The organism is Methanococcoides seepicolus, assembly GCF_023684405.1.
Lineage (GTDB): Archaea > Halobacteriota > Methanosarcinia > Methanosarcinales > Methanosarcinaceae > Methanococcoides > Methanococcoides seepicolus.
In genome coordinates, this window is the sequence record NZ_JAGSOI010000030.1 from 1 (window position 1) to 18,907 (window position 18,907).

At 43.5% G+C, this 18,907-nt stretch carries 20 protein-coding genes; 5 read left to right on the plus strand and 15 right to left on the minus strand.

Annotation, left to right across the window (positions count from 1 at the left end):
• Positions 1-274 precede the first annotated feature (274 nt).
• Positions 275-676 carry a hypothetical protein gene (locus KDK67_RS08190; RefSeq protein ID WP_250868314.1) on the plus strand — a complete coding sequence of 134 codons (402 nt, stop codon included), beginning with the start codon at positions 275-277 and terminating at the stop codon, positions 674-676.
• A gap of 75 nt (positions 677-751) precedes the next feature.
• On the opposite strand, the gene KDK67_RS08195 is transcribed toward KDK67_RS08190, so the two are convergent.
• From KDK67_RS08195 to KDK67_RS08215, 5 genes are all read right to left on the minus strand, one after another.
• Complete coding sequence (locus tag KDK67_RS08195) at positions 752-1,066, minus strand: cupin domain-containing protein (protein WP_250868315.1); 315 nt, start codon at positions 1,064-1,066, stop codon at positions 752-754.
• A 63-nt stretch (positions 1,067-1,129) separates the two neighbouring features.
• Positions 1,130-2,749: a hydroxylamine reductase gene (hcp, locus tag KDK67_RS08200; RefSeq protein ID WP_250868340.1), complete on the minus strand. Its 1,620-nt coding sequence runs from the start codon at positions 2,747-2,749 to the stop codon at positions 1,130-1,132.
• Between the two features lie 231 nt (positions 2,750-2,980).
• Positions 2,981-3,529, minus strand: coding sequence for an orotate phosphoribosyltransferase (gene pyrE, locus KDK67_RS08205; protein ID WP_250868316.1), 549 nt, complete (start codon positions 3,527-3,529; stop codon positions 2,981-2,983).
• 17 nt (positions 3,530-3,546) lie between these two features.
• The gene (locus KDK67_RS08210; RefSeq protein ID WP_338101250.1) at positions 3,547-4,095 is read right to left on the minus strand and encodes a CDP-2,3-bis-(O-geranylgeranyl)-sn-glycerol synthase; all 549 of its coding nucleotides are present in this window, start codon (positions 4,093-4,095) and stop codon (positions 3,547-3,549) included.
• Positions 4,096-4,408: 313 nt separating this feature from the next.
• The gene (locus tag KDK67_RS08215) at positions 4,409-4,891 is read right to left on the minus strand and encodes a hypothetical protein (protein ID WP_250868318.1); all 483 of its coding nucleotides are present in this window, start codon (positions 4,889-4,891) and stop codon (positions 4,409-4,411) included.
• 384 nt (positions 4,892-5,275) lie between these two features.
• Between KDK67_RS08215 and KDK67_RS08220 the strand changes: the two genes are divergently transcribed.
• On the plus strand, positions 5,276-6,262 hold the full coding sequence (locus KDK67_RS08220; protein ID WP_250868319.1) for a cytochrome c-type biogenesis CcmF C-terminal domain-containing protein: 987 nt from the start codon (positions 5,276-5,278) through the stop codon (positions 6,260-6,262).
• On the plus strand, positions 6,259-7,392 hold the full coding sequence (gene ccsA / locus KDK67_RS08225) for a cytochrome c biogenesis protein CcsA (protein ID WP_250868320.1): 1,134 nt from the start codon (positions 6,259-6,261) through the stop codon (positions 7,390-7,392). The genes KDK67_RS08220 and ccsA overlap by 4 nt, the downstream gene beginning before the upstream one ends.
• Here the strand turns inward: ccsA and alaXM are convergent.
• The 10 genes from alaXM to KDK67_RS08275 all read right to left on the minus strand — a co-directional run bounded on the left by alaXM (position 7,379) and on the right by KDK67_RS08275 (position 17,209).
• The gene (alaXM, locus tag KDK67_RS08230) at positions 7,379-8,083 is read right to left on the minus strand and encodes an alanyl-tRNA editing protein AlaXM (RefSeq protein ID WP_276575102.1); all 705 of its coding nucleotides are present in this window, start codon (positions 8,081-8,083) and stop codon (positions 7,379-7,381) included. The genes ccsA and alaXM overlap by 14 nt on opposite strands.
• A 50-nt stretch (positions 8,084-8,133) precedes the next feature.
• Positions 8,134-9,189: a tRNA-intron lyase gene (gene endA / locus KDK67_RS08235; RefSeq protein WP_250868321.1), complete on the minus strand. Its 1,056-nt coding sequence runs from the start codon at positions 9,187-9,189 to the stop codon at positions 8,134-8,136.
• Positions 9,186-10,655, minus strand: coding sequence for a Ni-sirohydrochlorin a,c-diamide synthase (cfbB, locus tag KDK67_RS08240; protein WP_250868322.1), 1,470 nt, complete (start codon positions 10,653-10,655; stop codon positions 9,186-9,188). The genes endA and cfbB overlap by 4 nt, the downstream gene beginning before the upstream one ends.
• A gap of 14 nt (positions 10,656-10,669) precedes the next feature.
• A complete protein-coding gene (gene cfbC, locus KDK67_RS08245) occupies positions 10,670-11,464 on the minus strand; it encodes a Ni-sirohydrochlorin a,c-diamide reductive cyclase ATP-dependent reductase subunit (RefSeq protein WP_250868323.1) in 795 nt (264 codons plus the stop codon).
• Between the two features lie 16 nt (positions 11,465-11,480).
• Positions 11,481-12,593, minus strand: a complete 1,113-nt coding sequence (cfbD, locus tag KDK67_RS08250; RefSeq protein ID WP_276575103.1) for a Ni-sirohydrochlorin a,c-diamide reductive cyclase catalytic subunit — start codon at positions 12,591-12,593, stop codon at positions 11,481-11,483.
• Between the two features lie 91 nt (positions 12,594-12,684).
• On the minus strand, positions 12,685-14,049 hold the full coding sequence (gene cfbE / locus KDK67_RS08255; protein ID WP_250868324.1) for a coenzyme F430 synthase: 1,365 nt from the start codon (positions 14,047-14,049) through the stop codon (positions 12,685-12,687).
• Between the two features lie 14 nt (positions 14,050-14,063).
• Positions 14,064-14,459, minus strand: a complete 396-nt coding sequence (gene cfbA, locus KDK67_RS08260; protein ID WP_250868325.1) for a sirohydrochlorin nickelochelatase — start codon at positions 14,457-14,459, stop codon at positions 14,064-14,066.
• A gap of 398 nt (positions 14,460-14,857) precedes the next feature.
• Positions 14,858-15,481 (minus strand): DUF2150 family protein, encoded by a 624-nt coding sequence (locus KDK67_RS08265; protein WP_250868326.1) that lies wholly within the window; start codon positions 15,479-15,481, stop codon positions 14,858-14,860.
• Between the two features lie 76 nt (positions 15,482-15,557).
• Positions 15,558-16,010 (minus strand): UPF0179 family protein, encoded by a 453-nt coding sequence (locus KDK67_RS08270; RefSeq protein ID WP_250868327.1) that lies wholly within the window; start codon positions 16,008-16,010, stop codon positions 15,558-15,560.
• A gap of 125 nt (positions 16,011-16,135) precedes the next feature.
• Complete coding sequence (locus tag KDK67_RS08275) at positions 16,136-17,209, minus strand: NAD(P)-dependent glycerol-1-phosphate dehydrogenase (RefSeq protein ID WP_250868328.1); 1,074 nt, start codon at positions 17,207-17,209, stop codon at positions 16,136-16,138.
• Positions 17,210-17,301: 92 nt separating this feature from the next.
• Between KDK67_RS08275 and KDK67_RS08280 the strand changes: the two genes are divergently transcribed.
• Both KDK67_RS08280 and KDK67_RS08285 read left to right on the plus strand, forming a co-directional pair.
• Positions 17,302-18,153 (plus strand): DUF63 family protein, encoded by an 852-nt coding sequence (locus KDK67_RS08280; RefSeq protein ID WP_250868329.1) that lies wholly within the window; start codon positions 17,302-17,304, stop codon positions 18,151-18,153.
• Positions 18,153-18,809 (plus strand): stage II sporulation protein M, encoded by a 657-nt coding sequence (locus KDK67_RS08285; protein WP_250868330.1) that lies wholly within the window; start codon positions 18,153-18,155, stop codon positions 18,807-18,809. The genes KDK67_RS08280 and KDK67_RS08285 overlap by 1 nt, the downstream gene beginning before the upstream one ends.
• The last annotated feature ends 98 nt before the right edge of the window (positions 18,810-18,907 follow it).

The window sequence follows — 18,907 nt, forward strand, 5'->3', positions numbered from 1 at the left end:
ATAATATTTCATGGACTGGCACATTTTCTACCATATAAATGTAATGCATAAGCTATGCTCAAAGTGAGACCAGTCGTCTTGAAAAAAGAGTTACGCTTTTAAAGCGAAAAGCTAATTTGATAATCTCGTATAAGTATGAATATTTCATAATGGCCGCACAGTAAAAATAAAATATTATTATCTACAAATAAAATAGCATGTGTCATAAAGTATTATCTACAATCACATTTGTGTTTTCATTCCTATGTTCTTAAATTGAAAAGGATGTGTGGGTATGGACCGAAAAATAAAGATCGGAATTGTTGTTCTTGCATTGATCATATTGCTATTGCCCTATTGGTTCACATTTTTCATAGCAGGTCCGCCCACCCCGTTGTTCACAGTGCATAATTCAGATATCGTTCCACGCGTTGTTACCGTGGAGATAATTGGTTCTGACAACAGTTCGATCTTTAGTTCAACAAAGGAGTTGCAACCTGGCAGCTCATGGTCTCAGAGAAAGCCTTTTCGAATGCTTTCAGCATCATTATTTGACTGGGCAGGGATAAGTTATGTTGTGCATGCAACACTTGACAACGATGCATCGGCCAATCTGAGGATAAACTATCATCCCTGGAATACAGCTTATGTATCAATAGGGTACGGTACTATAGGAATCGGTGAGATGACCGTTTAACAAACAGTTCATATCATAAAATAATCAAAAAAGAGGAATGCAGTACATTTTTAAGAATGCCCTGCGAACGTCCACTTATTCTTTCAGCTTCACAACAAGGAACCTGAAAAGGCTGTCACTCTCATTCCTGAGCAAATGAGGGATACCTTTCGGACTTTCAATAAGCATGTCCTTTGAAACGCTTTCTTCTTCATCGCCGATAACAACGATGCCTTCACCTTCAAGAACATAGAAAAATACGTTCATAGGTGTCTTGTGCAGCTTGAGTGCTTCCCCTGGCTTAAGTTCGAGGTGAACAACCTGTGTCTGTTCAGTGTCATAGAGCCCTTTGGCAATTACGTTATGAGGATTCTCTTTTTCAGGTGCCTTACTTAATTCTACGATCTTCATTTGTTATCTCCATTTCTTTAAGGTAATGATAGGTTTATGATGTCAAAGCCATTTACAGGGAAGTTATTTCAGCAGCCTCTCCATATCTTCTTCCACCGTAGTGTTCGGTGTGATATTGAACTCATTGACCAGCACGTTGAGGACATTAGGTGACACAAAGGCCGGAAGCTTTGGTCCGAGGGTAATATCCTGTATTCCCATTCTTAACAGGGCAAGTAACACAAGGACTGCCTTTTGTTCGTACCATGCGATATTGTACGAGATCGGTGCTTCATTAACATCCGTAAATCCAAGTCTGGCCATAAGTCCTTGTGCAATGATGACCAGTGAAAATGAATCATTACATTGGCCTGCATCCAGTACCCTTGGAATTCCATCAATGTCCCCAAGGTCAAGCTTGTTGTAGCGATATTTTGCGCATCCTGCGGTCAGTATGACAGTATCCTTTGGCAGTGCTTCTGCAAAATCCGTATAATACTGCCTGTCCTTTTGGCGACCGTCACATCCTGCCATGACAATGAACTTCTTTATCTTGCCTGCTTTGACGGCATCAACGACCTTGTCTGCAACAGAGAGGACGGAATTGTAGGCAAAACCGCCCATGATAGTTCCCTCTTCAAGTTGGACAGGTGGTTCGCATTTCTTAGCCTGTTCAATTATCGCTGAGAAATCCTTTTGTCCTTCCTTTCCAATGAGATGTGTGACCCCGTCAAAACCAACAGAACCGGTAGTGTATATTCTGTCAAGGTATGTCTTCTTCGGAGGGACGATGCAATTGCTTGTCATCAGTATAGGTCCGTTGAAGCTGTCGAACTCCTTTGTCTGATGCCACCATGAGCCACCGTAGTTGCCTACAAGATGCTCGTACTTCTTAAACTCTGGATATGAATTTGCAGGCAACATTTCGCCGTGAGTATAGACATCGACACCGGTGCCTTGTGTCTGGTCCAGCAGTTGTTTCAGGTCATTGAGGTCATGACCACTTACAAGGATTCCCGGATTATTTCTTGTTCCGATATTGACCTCTGTGGGTTCCGGATTTCCGAATGTAGCGGTATTTGCCATGTCAAGCAGTGCCATCACATCAAAACCTTTTTCCCCACATTTCAGGACAAGTGAGATGAGTTTCTTATCGGTGAGGCTGTCATCCGTGGTTGCCACCAGTCCTTCTTCTATGAACGAATTGACTTTTTTATTGGTCTGCCCAAGCATCATTGCATGATGTGCGTATGCTGCAATTCCTTTGATTCCGAAGATCACCAGTTCTCTTAATGAGCGGATATCTTCGTTCTCTGTTGCAAGTATGCCGGTATTCCTGTCCTTGAGGTTTTCCGGGCTCACAGTTGCGATCTCGGGCAGATAATTCTCATCAAGTGCATTGTTATCCAGAAGTTTCTGCTTGATCTCATCCTGAAGCTTAAATCCTCTGTCAATGCGATCCTGAATTCCGGTCGCTCTGAAATCGGTATTCGTTATAGTTGAGAACAGTGCATCGAGCATAAAGTCATCAGTGCTCTCTTCAGAAATGCCTGCCTTTCTTGCTTTCTTATTGTAGAATGCAATGCTCTTAAGCACATAGATGAGATCGTCCTGAAGGTCTGCAACCTCCCCTTTCTTCCCACACACGCCGTTCTTTGTACAGCCTTCGCCGTTCATTGTTTCTTCACACTGGTAACAGAACATATTATCACCTTTTAATGCAGGTTCTTCAGCACCATTCATCAATTACTAACTACAAGCCAGTATATTTTGTATATTGCTATTTATAGAGCCAGTTTCATTTTTGATACTGGTATTATAAAAATACTGAATCCCCATTCCTCTATATTCTATGAGTTTTCAACTATTTAAGAAAGGGGGACACAGATCAGTAATAAGTAAAAAAAGGGTAAGGTGCAGTGATATCTGCCCTGATTATAAACCACACTTTTCTAAAAGCTCGCTTGCACGTACAAGGGGAATAAGTTCCACATCTATCTCTGCAAGATTTCCGGTGGCACCATCTTCGCGGTCCACGACAGTTATCACTTTTTCAACGATACATCCGGCTTCACGGATTGCTCCAATGGCCTCGATAACGGAACCTCCGCTTGTGGTCACATCTTCGAGCAGGATTATCCTGTCACCTTTGGTCGCATCGCCTGCAAATCGTCCTCCTGTGCCATAGTCTTTAGTAGCTTTCCGAATCAGCAAAAGTGGAAGACCGGTTTCAAGGGATACGGCTGTGGCGATAGGAACGCCGCCAAGAGCAACGCCTCCGATGAGGTCTATGTCTATTTTCTTTATCATTGAAGCTGCCTGTTTTGCAATGATCTTCAATGTGGAAGGGTTGGAACTTGCTTTTTTAATATCGATGTAGTACTTGCTTTTCTTTCCTGATGCAAGGGTGAAGTCACCGAATTTTACCGCGCCACAACCCTCAAGTGCCTCTATAAGTTCATTCTTGTCATTTGCTGTTGTCATTGTAATTTCTCCTTGGTTTACCACGGTTCCTTTTTCACTCCCATGAAATAGCCGACAACATTAGTTGAAAGGTGGAGCAGTGGAGTGATCACTAATATAACTATGATGACACTGGCTGTGAAATGCTCAGCGAACCAGACCGGGGATGCAAGATATGCAAATAGCCATGCTCCGAGGACAAAATCGAGCTGGTCGATTATCGGCAGTGGTGCTCCGCGTTTAAGCCCCATACGGCGTTTGAAGAAGCTCATGAACATATCCCCGAAAAGGGAGCCGAATGCAAGTGCGAATATCAGTATGGTAGTATTGGAACCGCCTGTGCCGAATATTGGGAGTTCCACTCCGAAGAGCATTGGATACTTTTCAAGAAGTTGCATTTGCATCAGTCCTGCAAGTGCTCCGAATATGAGTCCTACAAAGAAACCACGGAACGTTTTTCCATCTCCAAGTATTCGTCTTCCGTCTGACATAGTTTTGCCACTGTCGATGGGTCTTCCTCCCCCGAACAGTGCTGCGAAAGGATTTGGCAGGTATGCCGGAAGCATTAACCATAATGCAAGAACAATTATCTCGATCGTGTTATCAACTCAGAAGTTTTTGTCCTAATCTGCTTCATTGATATATAAAATCAACTATAATATCGGCCTTGCCTAAAAAGTCCTATTGACTACAAAATTGGGCATTTGACCACAAAGTATCCTGTTTGACTATAAATTCAAAAAATCAGTGCCATACAAAGCCTTCAATTGCTCGAAAATGGTGCAAAAGTTAAGTATTCTTCAACAAGGAACACATCAGCCGTATCTAAATACAAACTATAAATAATTGTACCTTTTGATTTTTTAGGCTCTATATTCTTCTTTATTTCAATTCCTTGTTTTAATCAATGTGACTGACAAGTTCCATGAGCTGCAGTACAAAGATAAGCAACGCAATTGCCAAATATGGTTTTTTTCGGAATGCAATTAAGAATCCGATTAGTGAATGGGCAAGTGAATATTTCCAAAAATCATCAATGATCTCAAATATATACGACCATTCAACGTATCTGCCAAGTTGTTCGAATCGGAAATCAAGAATTGCACCGAGGGGTCCTGCATAAAAGAACATGAGTGGATACATCAATAGCCCCAATATTGCAGCTGATACTTTATTTCCAGTGTAGTAGGCATAACAAGCCAATGCGATAAGCGGTCCAATGAGTATAAGTGGTAATGCATATGGATCGAATATTGCCCATAGTAACGCAAGTATGAATGGCACTCCCAGGATGATAAATATGGAATAAGATGGATTTTTAATAGCATCTTTGATTCGATTTAAATATTCAGTTTTTTTATCTACGGACATTTTTAGTTCCATTGTCGTCAAATCCATCATTTCTATATCTAAATAAAAGTACAGGAAAGCTTATTTTGTTCACTTTCTGCTAGATCTACATTAGCTAGTATCCATACTCTCCAAACTCAGGTAGTTTCATATCAAAAGACGAACTAGCCATTTCATTATCCAATTCTTTATAATGGGAAGTGCTTACCAATGATTCGGACATCATTGCATATATAATTGCATATCACAGATGTATATTTATAATGTTGTACTGGTCCGCTATATTTATTTTTACTACAAAAACAGGCATTTGACCACAAAGTAAAGGACTTTATAGGCAAGGTCGACATTACTCATATCAGTACTTTCAAACCAGTACCGATACATATTTTAATATAAATAACGACTGTGAATCCAATGAAAGAAAGCAAAGACATCATAAATAGCAGCAACATCATGTTGGCAAGTGTGCTGACAATGCTTCTGCTTGCTGCTCTCATCACTCTGGGGATGCTGACACCACTTGTCGTGAAGCTCACCACCGGTAATGAGATAAGCATGGGTGCTGAATATTTCAATGACAGGAGTGCAATACCGACAGCAGCATTGGTCGTACTGCTCACCACAGGTCTGCTTTATGGTTACTTCGGTGCAAAGAAGGCTCTCTTAGTTACAGGTCTTACTGTTCTCCTATCTCTGGTGTTCGCTTTCATCTCACCCTTTGGGAACCTTCCGCTTGATGTCACAGTTCCATTAACAGGAATGGCGGTTGTAGCCACATTCTATAAGATGTACATGGCAATGGAACGTGGATCATGGATACTGAAGCTCAAAGGCATAAGTGCTCATGTGATACATCTTGGCATTCTTTTCATTCTCATAGGCATTGTTGCCAGTTCGAACATGCAGGTGGAAGGTTCTGATATTGTAACCATGGACTATCCCGGACATTTCGAAGGGCAGAACTACATAGTTTCCGTAACAGACATGCATTCTGTTTTCGAGGGTTCTCCATACAAGCAATATCCTGGGTCTTCCTACGCAACCCACGTTACCTTCGATGTCTATAAGAAAGGTGCTTATTTTGATAGTGGTCAGGTCAAATACATAACCGACTTCAAATGGGGTCAGACATTCACTACCACCTATGTTGACCGGGGTGTCTTTGAAGAGTTGTTCATAGCTCCAAAGGCATTGAATGAAAGCAGTGGTGAGGTCAGTCTGTATGTCCGGACAGTCCCGTTCATAACATTCATCTGGGGTGGTCTTTTCCTTATGGTTGCCGGCATCATCTCTCTTGTGCTTGTGGACCGTTCAATTGAAAACAGCAGCCCAAAAGCAGAAAGACCTCTTAATGGAAAACAAAATAACGGCTCTAAGGTTCGTAAGGGGGCTAAAAAATGAATTTCGGAATGATATCTATCTGGTTGGCCTTCATTCTCGGTACAGGTTCAGCAGGTCTGGCTATTATCGGTCTTTTGCGAAACGATGAACGCTTAATTTCCCGATCAAAACAGTTCGAGCTATGGTGTACCGTTCTAACAACATTTGCAATCATATTGCTGACCTATTATCTGTTCACAGTATCGGCATCCTATGTCTATGTCTATCTTCATTCCAGCATAGACCTTGAATGGTTCTATCGCTTTTCTGCCCTCTGGGCAGGTCAGGAAGGTTCGTTCCTGCTCTGGACATGGTTCACTCTCATCATCCTTCTGGTAATTCAGTATACAGGACAGACGAAACAGCTTACGGATACGAAGTTAATGGATATCACAAGGGCGGTCTGTCTCACGATAGTAGCTTTCTTCCTCCTTCTTCTGGTATTGAAGAATCCCTTCGAGACCTATTACGCTGTTTTCGGAGGAGCTATCGAGACCTCCAACTGGAATCCTTTTGTTGCGGTATATCATCTTATCGATGGTCAGGGGATGAACCCGCTTCTCAGGAACCCCTGGATGGCAGTCCATCCCCCAATACTGTTCCTGGGATATGCCGCATTCACTATACCCTTCGCAGCAGCATTTGCCGCATTGCTTATCGATGACGACAGGTGGATGAAGCTGACAAGGAACTGGATGCGTCTGGCATGGCTTTTCCTCACAGCAGGTATCGGTCTTGGTGGATTTTGGGCATATGAGGTTCTCGGATGGGGAGCATGGTACTGGTCCTGGGACCCTGTCGAGACATCTTCCCTTATACCCTGGATAACAGCTACCGCGTTCCTACATTCGGCAACAAGGGTCCGTTATGGAGAATACCGTTTCCTTGCTCCAATGCTGGCAATAGTTTCGTTCATAATGGTAATATTCGCTACCTTCGTGACACGCAGTGGTATGTGGGTATCCGTACACTCCTGGCAAGATCTCACATTTGAAGGAACATTGATCGCGTTCTTCCTGGCAATACTCATCGGCTCAAGTCTTGTGTTGCTGACGAGAAGGTACTTTGAAGAGAATGACAGCAGCGATAAAAGCGGCCAGCATAAGGATAGATATAAAAGAATTGTTCAAAAAAAGATCAGGAGAATCTGAAATAGATCCTCCTGTTATTCTTCCCTTTATTCTCGGCCTTGAATATCTCAATATGTGGTATCTCGGCCGTATTTGAAACATGGGTCCCACCACATGCCTGGTCATCGACATCAGGTATCCGTATAACTCTTATTTCTTCTATTTCCGGCGGGAATGCGTCCTTGAGCTTCACCACTGAAGGTATCTTCAATGCTTCATCCCTCGGAAGGATATCTATCACTAAGTCGATGTTCCGGTCTATGATCTCATTGACCTTCACTTCATAAGAGCCTATAAGCTCCCTGTCGAAGTCCTCAAGATTAAAATCAACTCTTGTCTTATTTTCTGCTATCTGATTACCGGATATCTTTGCACCGGTCTCATTATGGATTATAGCACTGAGAATATGGGCAGCAGTGTGATATTTCATGAAAAGGCTTCGTCTGTCCCAGTCAATATTACCTTTTACTTTATCTCCGGCCTTCAATCCGGCCTCTGAGACCTCGTGACCTATCTTTCCGTCAAATTTATCCACAAATATGACGGGATACTCTTTGCCGTCACATACCAGTTTCCCGGTATCATGCGGCTGTCCTCCTGAATTGGGATAGAAAGCCGTCCTGTCAAGGACAACGAATCTATCATCGGTCACATCGAGGACATTAGCCTCGAACTCTTTTATCTGACAGTCTTTAAGGTAGAGTGTTTCCATAATGAAAAATCAGGAATATCCTTAATAAATGTTTTTCATTCCGACAAACATCACATCTTTACTCTTCCAATATCGATGTAATCGACACCTTCGTCTGTGGGAATCGCATAGAGCATCCTCTTTCTTACACTATTTGCAAGCCTTATGGCCCTTGACATGACCGGTAGTGTAAACTCATGGTCCAATGGTATCGAATGTATGAGATATTCGGAATGCGGTATCTTCGTTGGCGATTCCACCTGTGTATAAACGCGGAAGTGACTGCCGAACTTGAAACCTGTCTTTGGCACGACCCCTTCATCTCGAAGATCTGTGTAAACACTGCTCTTTATATTGAACTCAGGTTCAATTTCCGAAGCCATCTTTGAAAAAGCATCCACATCCAGATATTCATTCTGCCTGTTGTTGATATTGAGGACACCTTTCTCAAGGAGGTATCGGGATTCAACAAGGGAAAGCTGCAATCTCTGACTATCAAGGGGTTTCCCATAAAAGCCGTTCTCAAAAAGGGTGTTCGAAGCGTCCTCATCCCATACGACAACCCTGTCCTCAAGGAAAGTGGCATCTACATTGATATCCGGATAAAGAGGTTCCTTCATCTCACCTTTTAAACGTGGCCTTTTCACATCGTAGAACGTAATGTCACTCTCTTCGTCCACAATAGCGAGTATCATCTGCTTCCTTACGTTCTCGGCTGCTGCAAGGGAACGTAACAGGTCCCTCAGTGGCATTGGTGCCCTCTCCGACCTTACATAGACGAACTGTTTTGCTGCTCCCTTTCCGGGATGACTGCCACGTGGGTATACGCGGAAATCGGTCACTCCGGGCTGGACGTAGAATCCTCGTTCTCTCAGGTCCTTATAAACGATATATTTAAGCTCGAAGGATGGCTGCAAGATGGAAGCTGCTTTGAAAAGACCTGCAAAATCCAGAACCTTTCCTTCATGTTCCACTTCTATCTTCCCGCGGTATGCCAGATATACAGCTTCGATAAGTGTAAGCTCAAGACCGTTTGGTTTAGGCCTGCCGTAGTACCCGTTATTGTAAAACTCATTAATGGCTTTTTTTTCTACAATTACACGGTCTTTGACTATCTCTGCTCTCATTCTTTATTACCTCTGTATCTGATGGCGGAATCCACGAAGGATGCTGCAAATTCTTTATATGAAGCTGCTTCCAGATGCGCGTATGCACCAAGGGTATTGTTCCTGACAAGTCCGTCCCATCCGTCACGTATCCCTGTTCCGCGGGATAGCTTGATTGCAAATTCGGCATCATCCGGTAGTTCGGTCACTTCTGAATGATGGAACTCATGTCCTATGAACGAATTTCCTTTACTGCCGATCACTGTATCTTCATCGAGCTGGCCTATATTGTAACTGACCACACGTTTGTGTCCCATGAGGGAATGTCCGGGAAGTGCTCCGACCATTTCATGAGTGGCCTCCGGCATTTCCGCCATGTGGTATGTTCCTTCGTCTTTCACACCAGTTGTGATCCTCTCGGTCAGATACATAAGTCCCCCACATTCACCGTATATGGGGAGTCCGTTCTCCGATGCTTTCCTTATGTCCTCCCTCATGCTTTCATTTGCCTCCAGCTCAGCAGCATAAAGTTCGGGATAACCGCCGCCCAGATAAAGGCCGTCCATATTCGGCAGTCTCTCATCGTGGATGGGGCTGAAATATTCAAGTTTAGCTCCTGCAAGTTCCAGAAGCTCAAGATTGTTATGATAATAGAAGTTAAAAGCCTCATCAAGTGCAATTCCTATCACAGGTCTTTCACTTTCAAGCTTTCTGGGTTTGAATATGGTGTTCTCTGCTTTCTTTAAAGGCTGTGCCTGTTGAGCTATCTCAATGAACTTGTCAATATCGATGCCTTCCGATATCCTTTTCTCGATAGCTGCAAGACGTTCATCAAGATCATTGACCCGGCGTCTTTCCTCGATTGCAGGGACAAGTCCAAGATGACGCATGGATATCTGCATGGCATTATCCCTTGGGATTATGCCGAGTACAGGAAGTTTGGTAAAATGCTCAACTGCTTCCTTCGCCTTTTTTGCATGCCGCATGCCGCCGATATTGTTGAGTATGACACCTACGATATTGACGTCAGGGTCAAAGTCCTTATATCCATTGACAAGTGCAGCGGCGGAGCGTGTGATGCTTCGGGCGTTGATGATGAGGATCACCGGACATTTCAGCATCTTTGCTATCTGTGCGGTGCTTCCCATATCTCCAATGCTTTCCAGTCCTTCGAAAAGCCCTCTGACACCTTCGATCACAGCGATCTCGGCTTTGCCATCCACTTCACATGCATGTGCGAACACATCAAGGACACCCTCCTCTCCCATGAGGTACCCATCAAGGTTGCGTGCTCTTCTTCCTGTTATTTCGGAATGGTAGCTCGGGTCTATATAATCAAGGGCTACTTTGAAAGGCTGTACATTATATCCTCTGGTCTTAAGAGCTGCCAGCAATCCGGCGGTGATGGTAGTCTTTCCGGAAGATGACCTGTCAGCAGCAAGGAGCACTCTTGGAATATTGAATTCTTTATTATCTGCGGATGGCATGATGGTATCTCTTTTTATCTGGTAAGCTCTCTGAGACGCTCATCGTCAAGAGCAACAGGCATAACGGAAGTATCGCGTTGCATGATAGCCTTCGCGAGGTCACGATAGACTTGTGCAATGCTGGAGTCTGGTGCTTTTTCCATGACCGAGAAACCGTCCCTCTCGCAATCCTGCACGATCTGTTCTTTTGGTATGAATGCCATAAGGTCGCTTCCGATCTCACTTGCGAACTTGGTCACTATCTCTTTTTCACGGCTCACACTGCGGGAATTACATATGATCCCGCTAAGAGGGGTGTTTATCTTTGCCAGTCCTCTGCAGATATTGTTTGCTGCATAAAGGGGCATATATTCACCGGATGTAAGGACGTATGCTTCCTTTACAAGCCCTTTGCGTATGGGTGCTACAAAGCCACCGCATACGATATCTCCTGGGACATCATAGATAATAAGGTCCATCTCGTTCAGCGTCTTTGATATCTTCTTAAGTGTCTGGATGGCCACGATAATTCCGCGTCCGGCACAGCCGATACCTGGTTCGGGACCGCCCACTTCCACACACTTTACGCCATTGTAACCGGTAAATACGACATCTTCTTCTTTCACATCCTTTTCCTCACGCAGAAGGTCAAGGATGGTCGGGATGCGTTTTCCTCCAAGAAGGGTGATGGATGAATCGCTTTTCGGGTCACAGCCAATTATCATTACCGTGTACCCCTCATCGGCACATGCGGCTGCAACGTTGGACGCAGTACTGGATTTTCCGATGCCACCTTTTCCATAGATAGCTATTCTTTTCTGTACGCTCATCTGTGAATGCTCCGTTTTATAATGATTCTTTTGCGACTTCTCTCAATGTTGCACCGAACTCGGATTCTACGATGTGGTTGACTCCGAGTGTCTTTGGATGCAGGTCTATCTCGACAAGCACATGTTCGTGTCCCATTTCCTTAAGTGGCAATACCTGTCTTGGTCCGTTGGTAACGGATATCAGTTCCATATTGGAGATGTGATCCATTGGTATTGCATGCGGGACTCCGCTTATCACAGCGAAATCGAAGTCGATGTACTTGTCCTTTATCAGTTGGTCAACAGTATTCCCTGCAATAGGATACTCGTCAAGTCCGCCAATGTTCTCGTGGATGACAACGCCCTTTTCCTTCAGGTCGTTCGCGATGCATTCTGCATGATGGCGAACTCTTGGAAGTCCCAGCTTCTCATCGATATTTGCCATATTGACAATATTGTCTGCTTTGCCAAGCTGCTCAGCTACTTCGTTGATCGCAACTGTGATGTCTGCGAACATATATCCTGTCTCTTTCTTGGCGTTCATGATGACAAGTCCGCGTTTTCCTTCCTTGAGCAGCTCGATTATCCTCTGTGCGACCTTGTATTTCACATCGCCGCGTGAAGGTGCAAGATATTCCCGGCTTGCAGCACCATGTCTTAGCTCGACATTGGTTGCTTCCTCGAGCAGGAAACGCTGCCTTTCAAACTCTGTCTTGTCAATAATACCGACATTGAGTGCGGATTCAAGTGCAACGATCACACCTTTTGTATTGTTCCTGTACCCTGCATGCACTTCCACTTCAATTACCGGTACATCAAGGTCTGCTTCCATGACCGGCTCATGCATTTCCTCTCCGATTATCATGCTGGCACAGGTGCCCACAACACCGACGAGTTTCGGTTTGAACATCTCGTTCACTTTATGGAGCACATTCACGAGTGCATCATGTCCTCCAAAAACGAAACCGTTTTCATCAAGGGCAGTTGTCACTACATGTATGCCGTCCTCTTCCAGCAATCTCGCATGCTTGAAAGAGCATCCAGGTGGTCCGTGCAGTACTGCAACATCTACATTCAGGTCCCTTAATGTGTACAATGCGGCCACGATGGAACTTGGTCGTGGGTGTATGATCGTAATATTCTTGTCCATGATAGTTCCTCATTTTTGATAATATATTTATGAAATGTATGATAATATGTTTACTGAACTGTATTATAGTAAATTTTATGATGATACGTTTTTATCTGAAACATTTGACACACGACAATATAATGTCACCAGCGGTGGAATTTATCAGGGCGGTGTCCATCCCTTCTTCAAGCGTTCGCACATAATATGCGTTATCATATTTTATATCACGCATTCGGGTTCCCACCAAAATGACCTTATCCATCAGTTTCCCCTTCCTCCGAAGGAGGTCTGATACATTCTCAGGCGGGAGGCCTTCGCATACCTGCTCTGCTTCTTCACCAAGTATGATAACAACCTTTCCATCTTCAGATGTCAGGGCATAATCAAGTGCCTTTTCCACAGATAATATATCCATTCCTGAATTGGAATTATCTATAAGTATCCTGCTTTCAAGTTTGCTCTTTGTCATCCTTCCGGTAAGACCCTTGAAATCACGAACTGTTTCCGATATATCTTTCTCATCAACCCCAAACGCAACCGCTATTGCAGAAGCTGCAGCGATGGCTATGGTATAAGCAGAAACATCGAATCCTTCAGTTGTGGTCGTTCTTATGGTGGAATTCACTGTATGAATGGAAACCTCATTTCCTGTGATTGTTATGTTCACATCGGCAACACCGTCAGCTTCATCGCTGAAAGTTATCGTGTCGATATTCTTTTCCCTGGCAGAAGTTATGGTTTTCTCTGCATTTGAATTGATTACGACAATACTGCCAGCCTTTGCATTTTCTATCATCTGCAATTTAGCATCACTTGCCCACGCAGTGCCAGAGGCTATCCTGTAATCCTGTCCCAATGATGTGATTACTCCAATATCTGCACATCCGGTGCCTCCAATGGATGTTTCAAAAATGACGACATCCGGTCTTATCCTTTCCTTTTCCATAATTTCAATGGCTATGAGGATGCTTCCGGGTGCAATGCTAAGCCCTTTATGGATCACTGTGGCAATACCTTCTTTCCAATATTCCAGTCCTCTGGAGGTGTGGAGTAGCACTGTATGTTTTCTTGAAATGATATCTGCCAGAAGGGATGCGGTACTGGTCTTGGCCTTTGTACCTGTGATCTCAATGATAATTTGTCTGGCAAGCCGTTTATTTTCATTGATAAGCTGTCCGACCATTTTATGATGTGTCACAACAAGGTTCCCTTTCTCTCTTGCACTTTTCAGTACTTGAAAATCCGGGTCAAGATGAACTGGAGCTACAACGATTTCCGTAGGTTTTAGCTCAAATTCGTCCTTTGAGGAAAGAACAGAAAAAAATTGTTGCAGATCAGATATTGCCGCATCGTCCAGCGTATCATAGACATCGATGGCACGGACATTATATCCAATCCTTACCATCTCTTTTGCAACAGGAATTCCGGCGTGCGTCAGGTCGAGCACGACCGCATCCTTCTGACCTGCGTTCATAGTTATTGGTCTGTTTACATTACTTCCGTTGCTCTCTCGAATACGAGATCTGCAAGAAGTTCGTGGTGTCCGAGTGGTTTTCCAAAAGTGACCGGTACTTCATTTCCATCCACGGTGATCTTTCCTTCATTTGTCTCAGGGTCGAGTTTGAGTATTTCCGGAATATCTTCTGTGATATGAACTCCTGATGCAAGGAATACAGGTACGGCTACGATCTTTGTAATGCCTGTGCCTTCGAAATCAGCAAGAGCTTCCACAACTGTTGGAATTGTGTTCTCCATGAAACCTGCTTTTATCACATACTCAGGATGTTTTTTTGCAATTGTAGCTGCTATCTCTGATACAACTTCTTTATTGTAAGGCAGTCTGCTTCCGTGTCCAATGGCTAAGATCCCTATCTTTTCGGTCATTTTTTATACCTCTAATGTTTTAGATTTTACTTTCAAATAGTTTTGCTTTTCTATAATAAGGAATGCGAGACAATCAATATTCATCTCATCCTCTCATTTTCGAAAAGCTTTAATTTGGCACAGTGTTCATACGTTTGCACACCATTTGTGTTACTCCTATGATATTGTGATTACATAAAAACAATTCGGATTTGTTTTTGGTAGTACTATGTACACCTTATAAAAATGAAATTTGTGTGGGTGCAAATACTGTAAAGAAAACATGAATCAACTCTGAAATGAAAAATAGCACTTAAAACCAGTGAAATAAATATCAGGAACGCAAGTAGATGATATGGTCAATAAAATAAGAAAAAAATGTCAATAAAATAAGAAAAAAATGTCAATAAAAAAAAGAATCAGGAGCCGTCGTCTTCTCCGTCATCCTCTTTGTAACCATCAGCTCCGATCATGGCAGCTTCAACGGAATCAATACCATCGAGCCATTCTGCAACAAGGCCGTATGGGAGATCTTCCATAGCAGCTTCTGGCAGATTTTTACCGTTCAGTATAAGTGCTCCGACCTGTGCAATGCATGTTATGGCCGAATCAATATCTTCTGCTTCTTCATATTCGATCGCTACTGCAATGAGATCTTCGATGCTTGATTCTTTATCAAAGTCGCCTGCTATGTAGCACTCGCATGCTGCGAAGCTTCCTGCAAGGGCTGTCTGTACAGACTCGAGCATCATATCAATGTCCTCGGACACAGGTTCGACCTCTTCGAGTGTAATATCTCTGATGTCCTTGATTATCGCGATCGCATCATCTAAAGGAAGTGTCTTATTCTCGTATTTTGCAATGACCTTCAGGCATGCGAGAATGATGTCATCTTCCATAGTGACAAAAATAGCACCTTCTTTCCCGGAGTTTTCCTCTTCTTCCTTGAACTCGAATCCGCTTTCTTTCACTTGACCGAGCCAGTTGCTCCAGCGCTCTTTTGTATAAAAATCATGGTCGATTTTTTCATGTGTGTCCGACATTTTAGTACCTCTTTCAATTTCCACTTATTGGGTATATCTAGGAAATGTTCCAGTATTCATATAAAAGACATTCGAGTCAGGGTAATAGCTCGACTTTCTTCAATGTGACTGAAGGGTCAGCTTCCATCTCTACAGTGCCCATCACTTTCAGAATGGTGCACCTGTCTCCGTTGCGAAGTCCTTTTGGATAGCAAAGCTCATATCTTTCAGCATCCAGTTTCTCATCACATTTTGGTGCCTGATATCTTATCTTTGAACCTTCGATAGCTTTTTTCGAGTCCAGTAATGCAAAGATCGGTGCTTTTACAACATCGACGACCATTGCTCCTTTATCATGGACAAAACACTCATGAAGGGTATCGTTCCTTACTTTTACTACCCTGTACTTCTTTCCTTTTTCAAGGCTCATACAGGTGTTTTTCAGTTTACACTGCTCGCATTCCGGCGTATCTCCATCGAAGAAGAACTCTGCACCTTCCTTTGCGAGTCTGGTTCCAATGAGCGTTATAGTGGTATCCATGTCCTCCATTTAATCACCTTGTGTTATGAGATCGTAATGACCTTAGTAATAATACGATAATTTTTGGGTTTATCAAACCCGCTCTTCTTATAGAGATAAAGATATACTGATAATCCCTTAATTCAGACCTTTTTTTAGGATATGACCTTTGTCTTCCTTGCGACTATTTCAGCGGCATCAGGTGTCAGCCCTGTGCCAAGTATGGTATATCTTTCAGGTCTGATAGTATGTGAGAGTACAAGTGCTTCTAATATATACTTATCTTCAATACCCAGCTCTTTGGCAGTAGTGGGTGCTCCTATCAGCTTTAAAGCATCACTTATCCTTTTCCAGTCACCGCCATGAAGGTACATCATCAATATTGTACCAACACCACATTGTTCGCCGTGAAGTGCCGGTTCATCTGCTATCCGGTCAAGGGCATGGCTGAACATATGCTCAGATCCGGATGCAGGTCTTGATGAACCTGCAATGCTCATTGCGACCCCGCTTGATACAAGTGCCTTAACGACCATTCTGACAGAACTCTCAAGTTCGGGTTTTATCGAATCTGCTGAATCCATAAGTATCTGTGCGGTCATGCTTGCAAGTGCGGCGGCATATTCACTGAACGGCACATTCTGTAGCCTGCTCGCAAGTTGCCAGTCAAGCACTGCAGTACAATTCGAGATGATGTCACCGCAGCCTGCTGCTAATAATCTGTAAGGCGCATTGGCTATGATCTCCGTATCCGCAATAACTGCCATTGGTGCGTTAGCCTGGATCGATGTCGTGGTCTTCCCATCTTTTATGGAAGCTCTCGAAGAGACGATACCATCATGCGAGGCAGCTGTCGGGACACTTATGAAAGGCACTTCCAGCTCAGTGGCAGCAAGTTTCGCGACATCGATGGTCTTACCGCTACCCACACCCAAAAAGTATTTGGTGCCTGATTCTATTGCATGCTTCCTTATCCTTTCAACTTCTTTCATGGATGCTGATTCCGAGATCACCAGCTCGACGTTCTGGCCTACATCCTGCAATGAATCCTGAACGATCTCACCTGCTATCCCTTTGGTACTCTTTCCTGTGACCACTAATGCGTTGTCGATAAGTTTCAGGTCTGTGCAGACATCTCTGACCTCGTTGATGACGCCATTTCCTATCACAACATTTCTTGGTAGCTGCATCCATTTCTTCTGTCCGTTCATATCATGTGTCACATCCATGTGTATATGGTTATCTGTATTTCTGACACCATATATTATTAAGCATTAGTGTTATTAGGTTATTCCTACAGCTTTTGCAACAGTGAGAAATAATGTGCCCTTATGTAAATAAGATCTTGGAATTTGTGAACCGTTATTATCTTGAACCGATCTTTCAGGATAGTGGATACAATGTAGTGAATACCCTTACCTGGGCACTGATACTGGGAATTTGTGTTTTTGCGGTTGCCTGGTTGCTTGAGAAATGGAATGTCGAGGTTGATGACAAGTTTGTATTTTCCATAGTCCCTTTCATACTGGCAGGCTCATCTTTAAGGGTGATCGAGGATGCGGGTGTTTTTGAGGCACCTTTAAGCTATCTGTTCATCACTCCAAATATCTATTTCTTTGTGTTCATGGTCACAGTGTTCTGTCTGCTGTTGTCCAGATTGATAGCTTCTTCAGAAAAGGTCTCTGACTGGAAGGTGCCTTTTGCATTACTTGGCTTATGCTGGTTCGTAATTAACATCATAACCCTTCTCATAGTGGAAGATATCACTCGCCCGTTCATTCTTGTTGCCATCGTCTCACTGGGGACGGTCCTTGCAGGGGCAATATATGTTGCTTTTAATAAGGCAGGTGTGTCCTTTGTAAGGGACCCTCTGAACATGATGATCATCTGGTCTCATCTTCTGGATGCGTCTTCTACGTTTATCGGTGTTGATATCCTTGGGTACTATGAAAAGCACGTTGTTCCTGCTTATCTGATCGATCTGACCGGTACTGCGCTTGTCATGTTCCCTCTGAAACTGGCCATCTTCCTTCCGGTGATCTATATTATAGACACGCAATTCGTTGCCGATGAGGAATCAAAGAGATTGAGGACGTTCGTCAAGATGGTGATAATCATCCTTGGTCTTTCACCTGCGTGCAGGAACACTATCAGAATGGCACTCGGGATCTGATGAAAATGGATGTGAATGACGATATTTCTGTTGATACCGAATACAGGGAAAATACTTGCAATGGTGGCTGCAATGTGCGTGAGTATCTTCGTGGTCTCATGCCGGAAATAGGTATCATTGTTCTCTTGTTCATTATCTCTGTCATTGTCGGTTATGCTCATACGGCATTTGATCCTTCTTCTTCCACCCTCTCCCTTGAAGGGCTGGAGGAACTTGTGGAACTTATCAGAAGCCTTAACGCTTTTGAAATAATGCTTTTCATCTTTTTCAACAATGCCATAAAAAGCCTCATTGCATTCGTATTCGGATTGGGCTTTGGCATAATTCCCCTGTTGTTCGTTGTCTCGAACGGTTATATCCTTGGGGTGATCACATATCTCGAATCAATGGATAATGGTCTTGCTTATGTTGCCATAGCAATTCTTCCGCATGGTGTGATAGAACTGCCCATGATACTGATCTCGGCTGCAATGGGGCTGAGGATGGGTTTGCTTGTGTTCAATGGACTGGCTGGCAAGGATGTTGATATCAAAAAGGAGTTCTTGCAGGGTCTGAATGTTTTCTTCCGTTTCATCGCTCCTTTGCTTTTGGTGGCAGCAGCCATTGAAACTTTCATAACTCCTTTATTGATCGCATTGTTCACCGGGATGATCTGACCTTTTCGTCACCTTTTAGAATTATGGTCTTTCTCTTGTTGTAGTAAGAATAAGTCTTTTATAACGCATGTTCCATTGTATCACAAAAACCCGGAGAA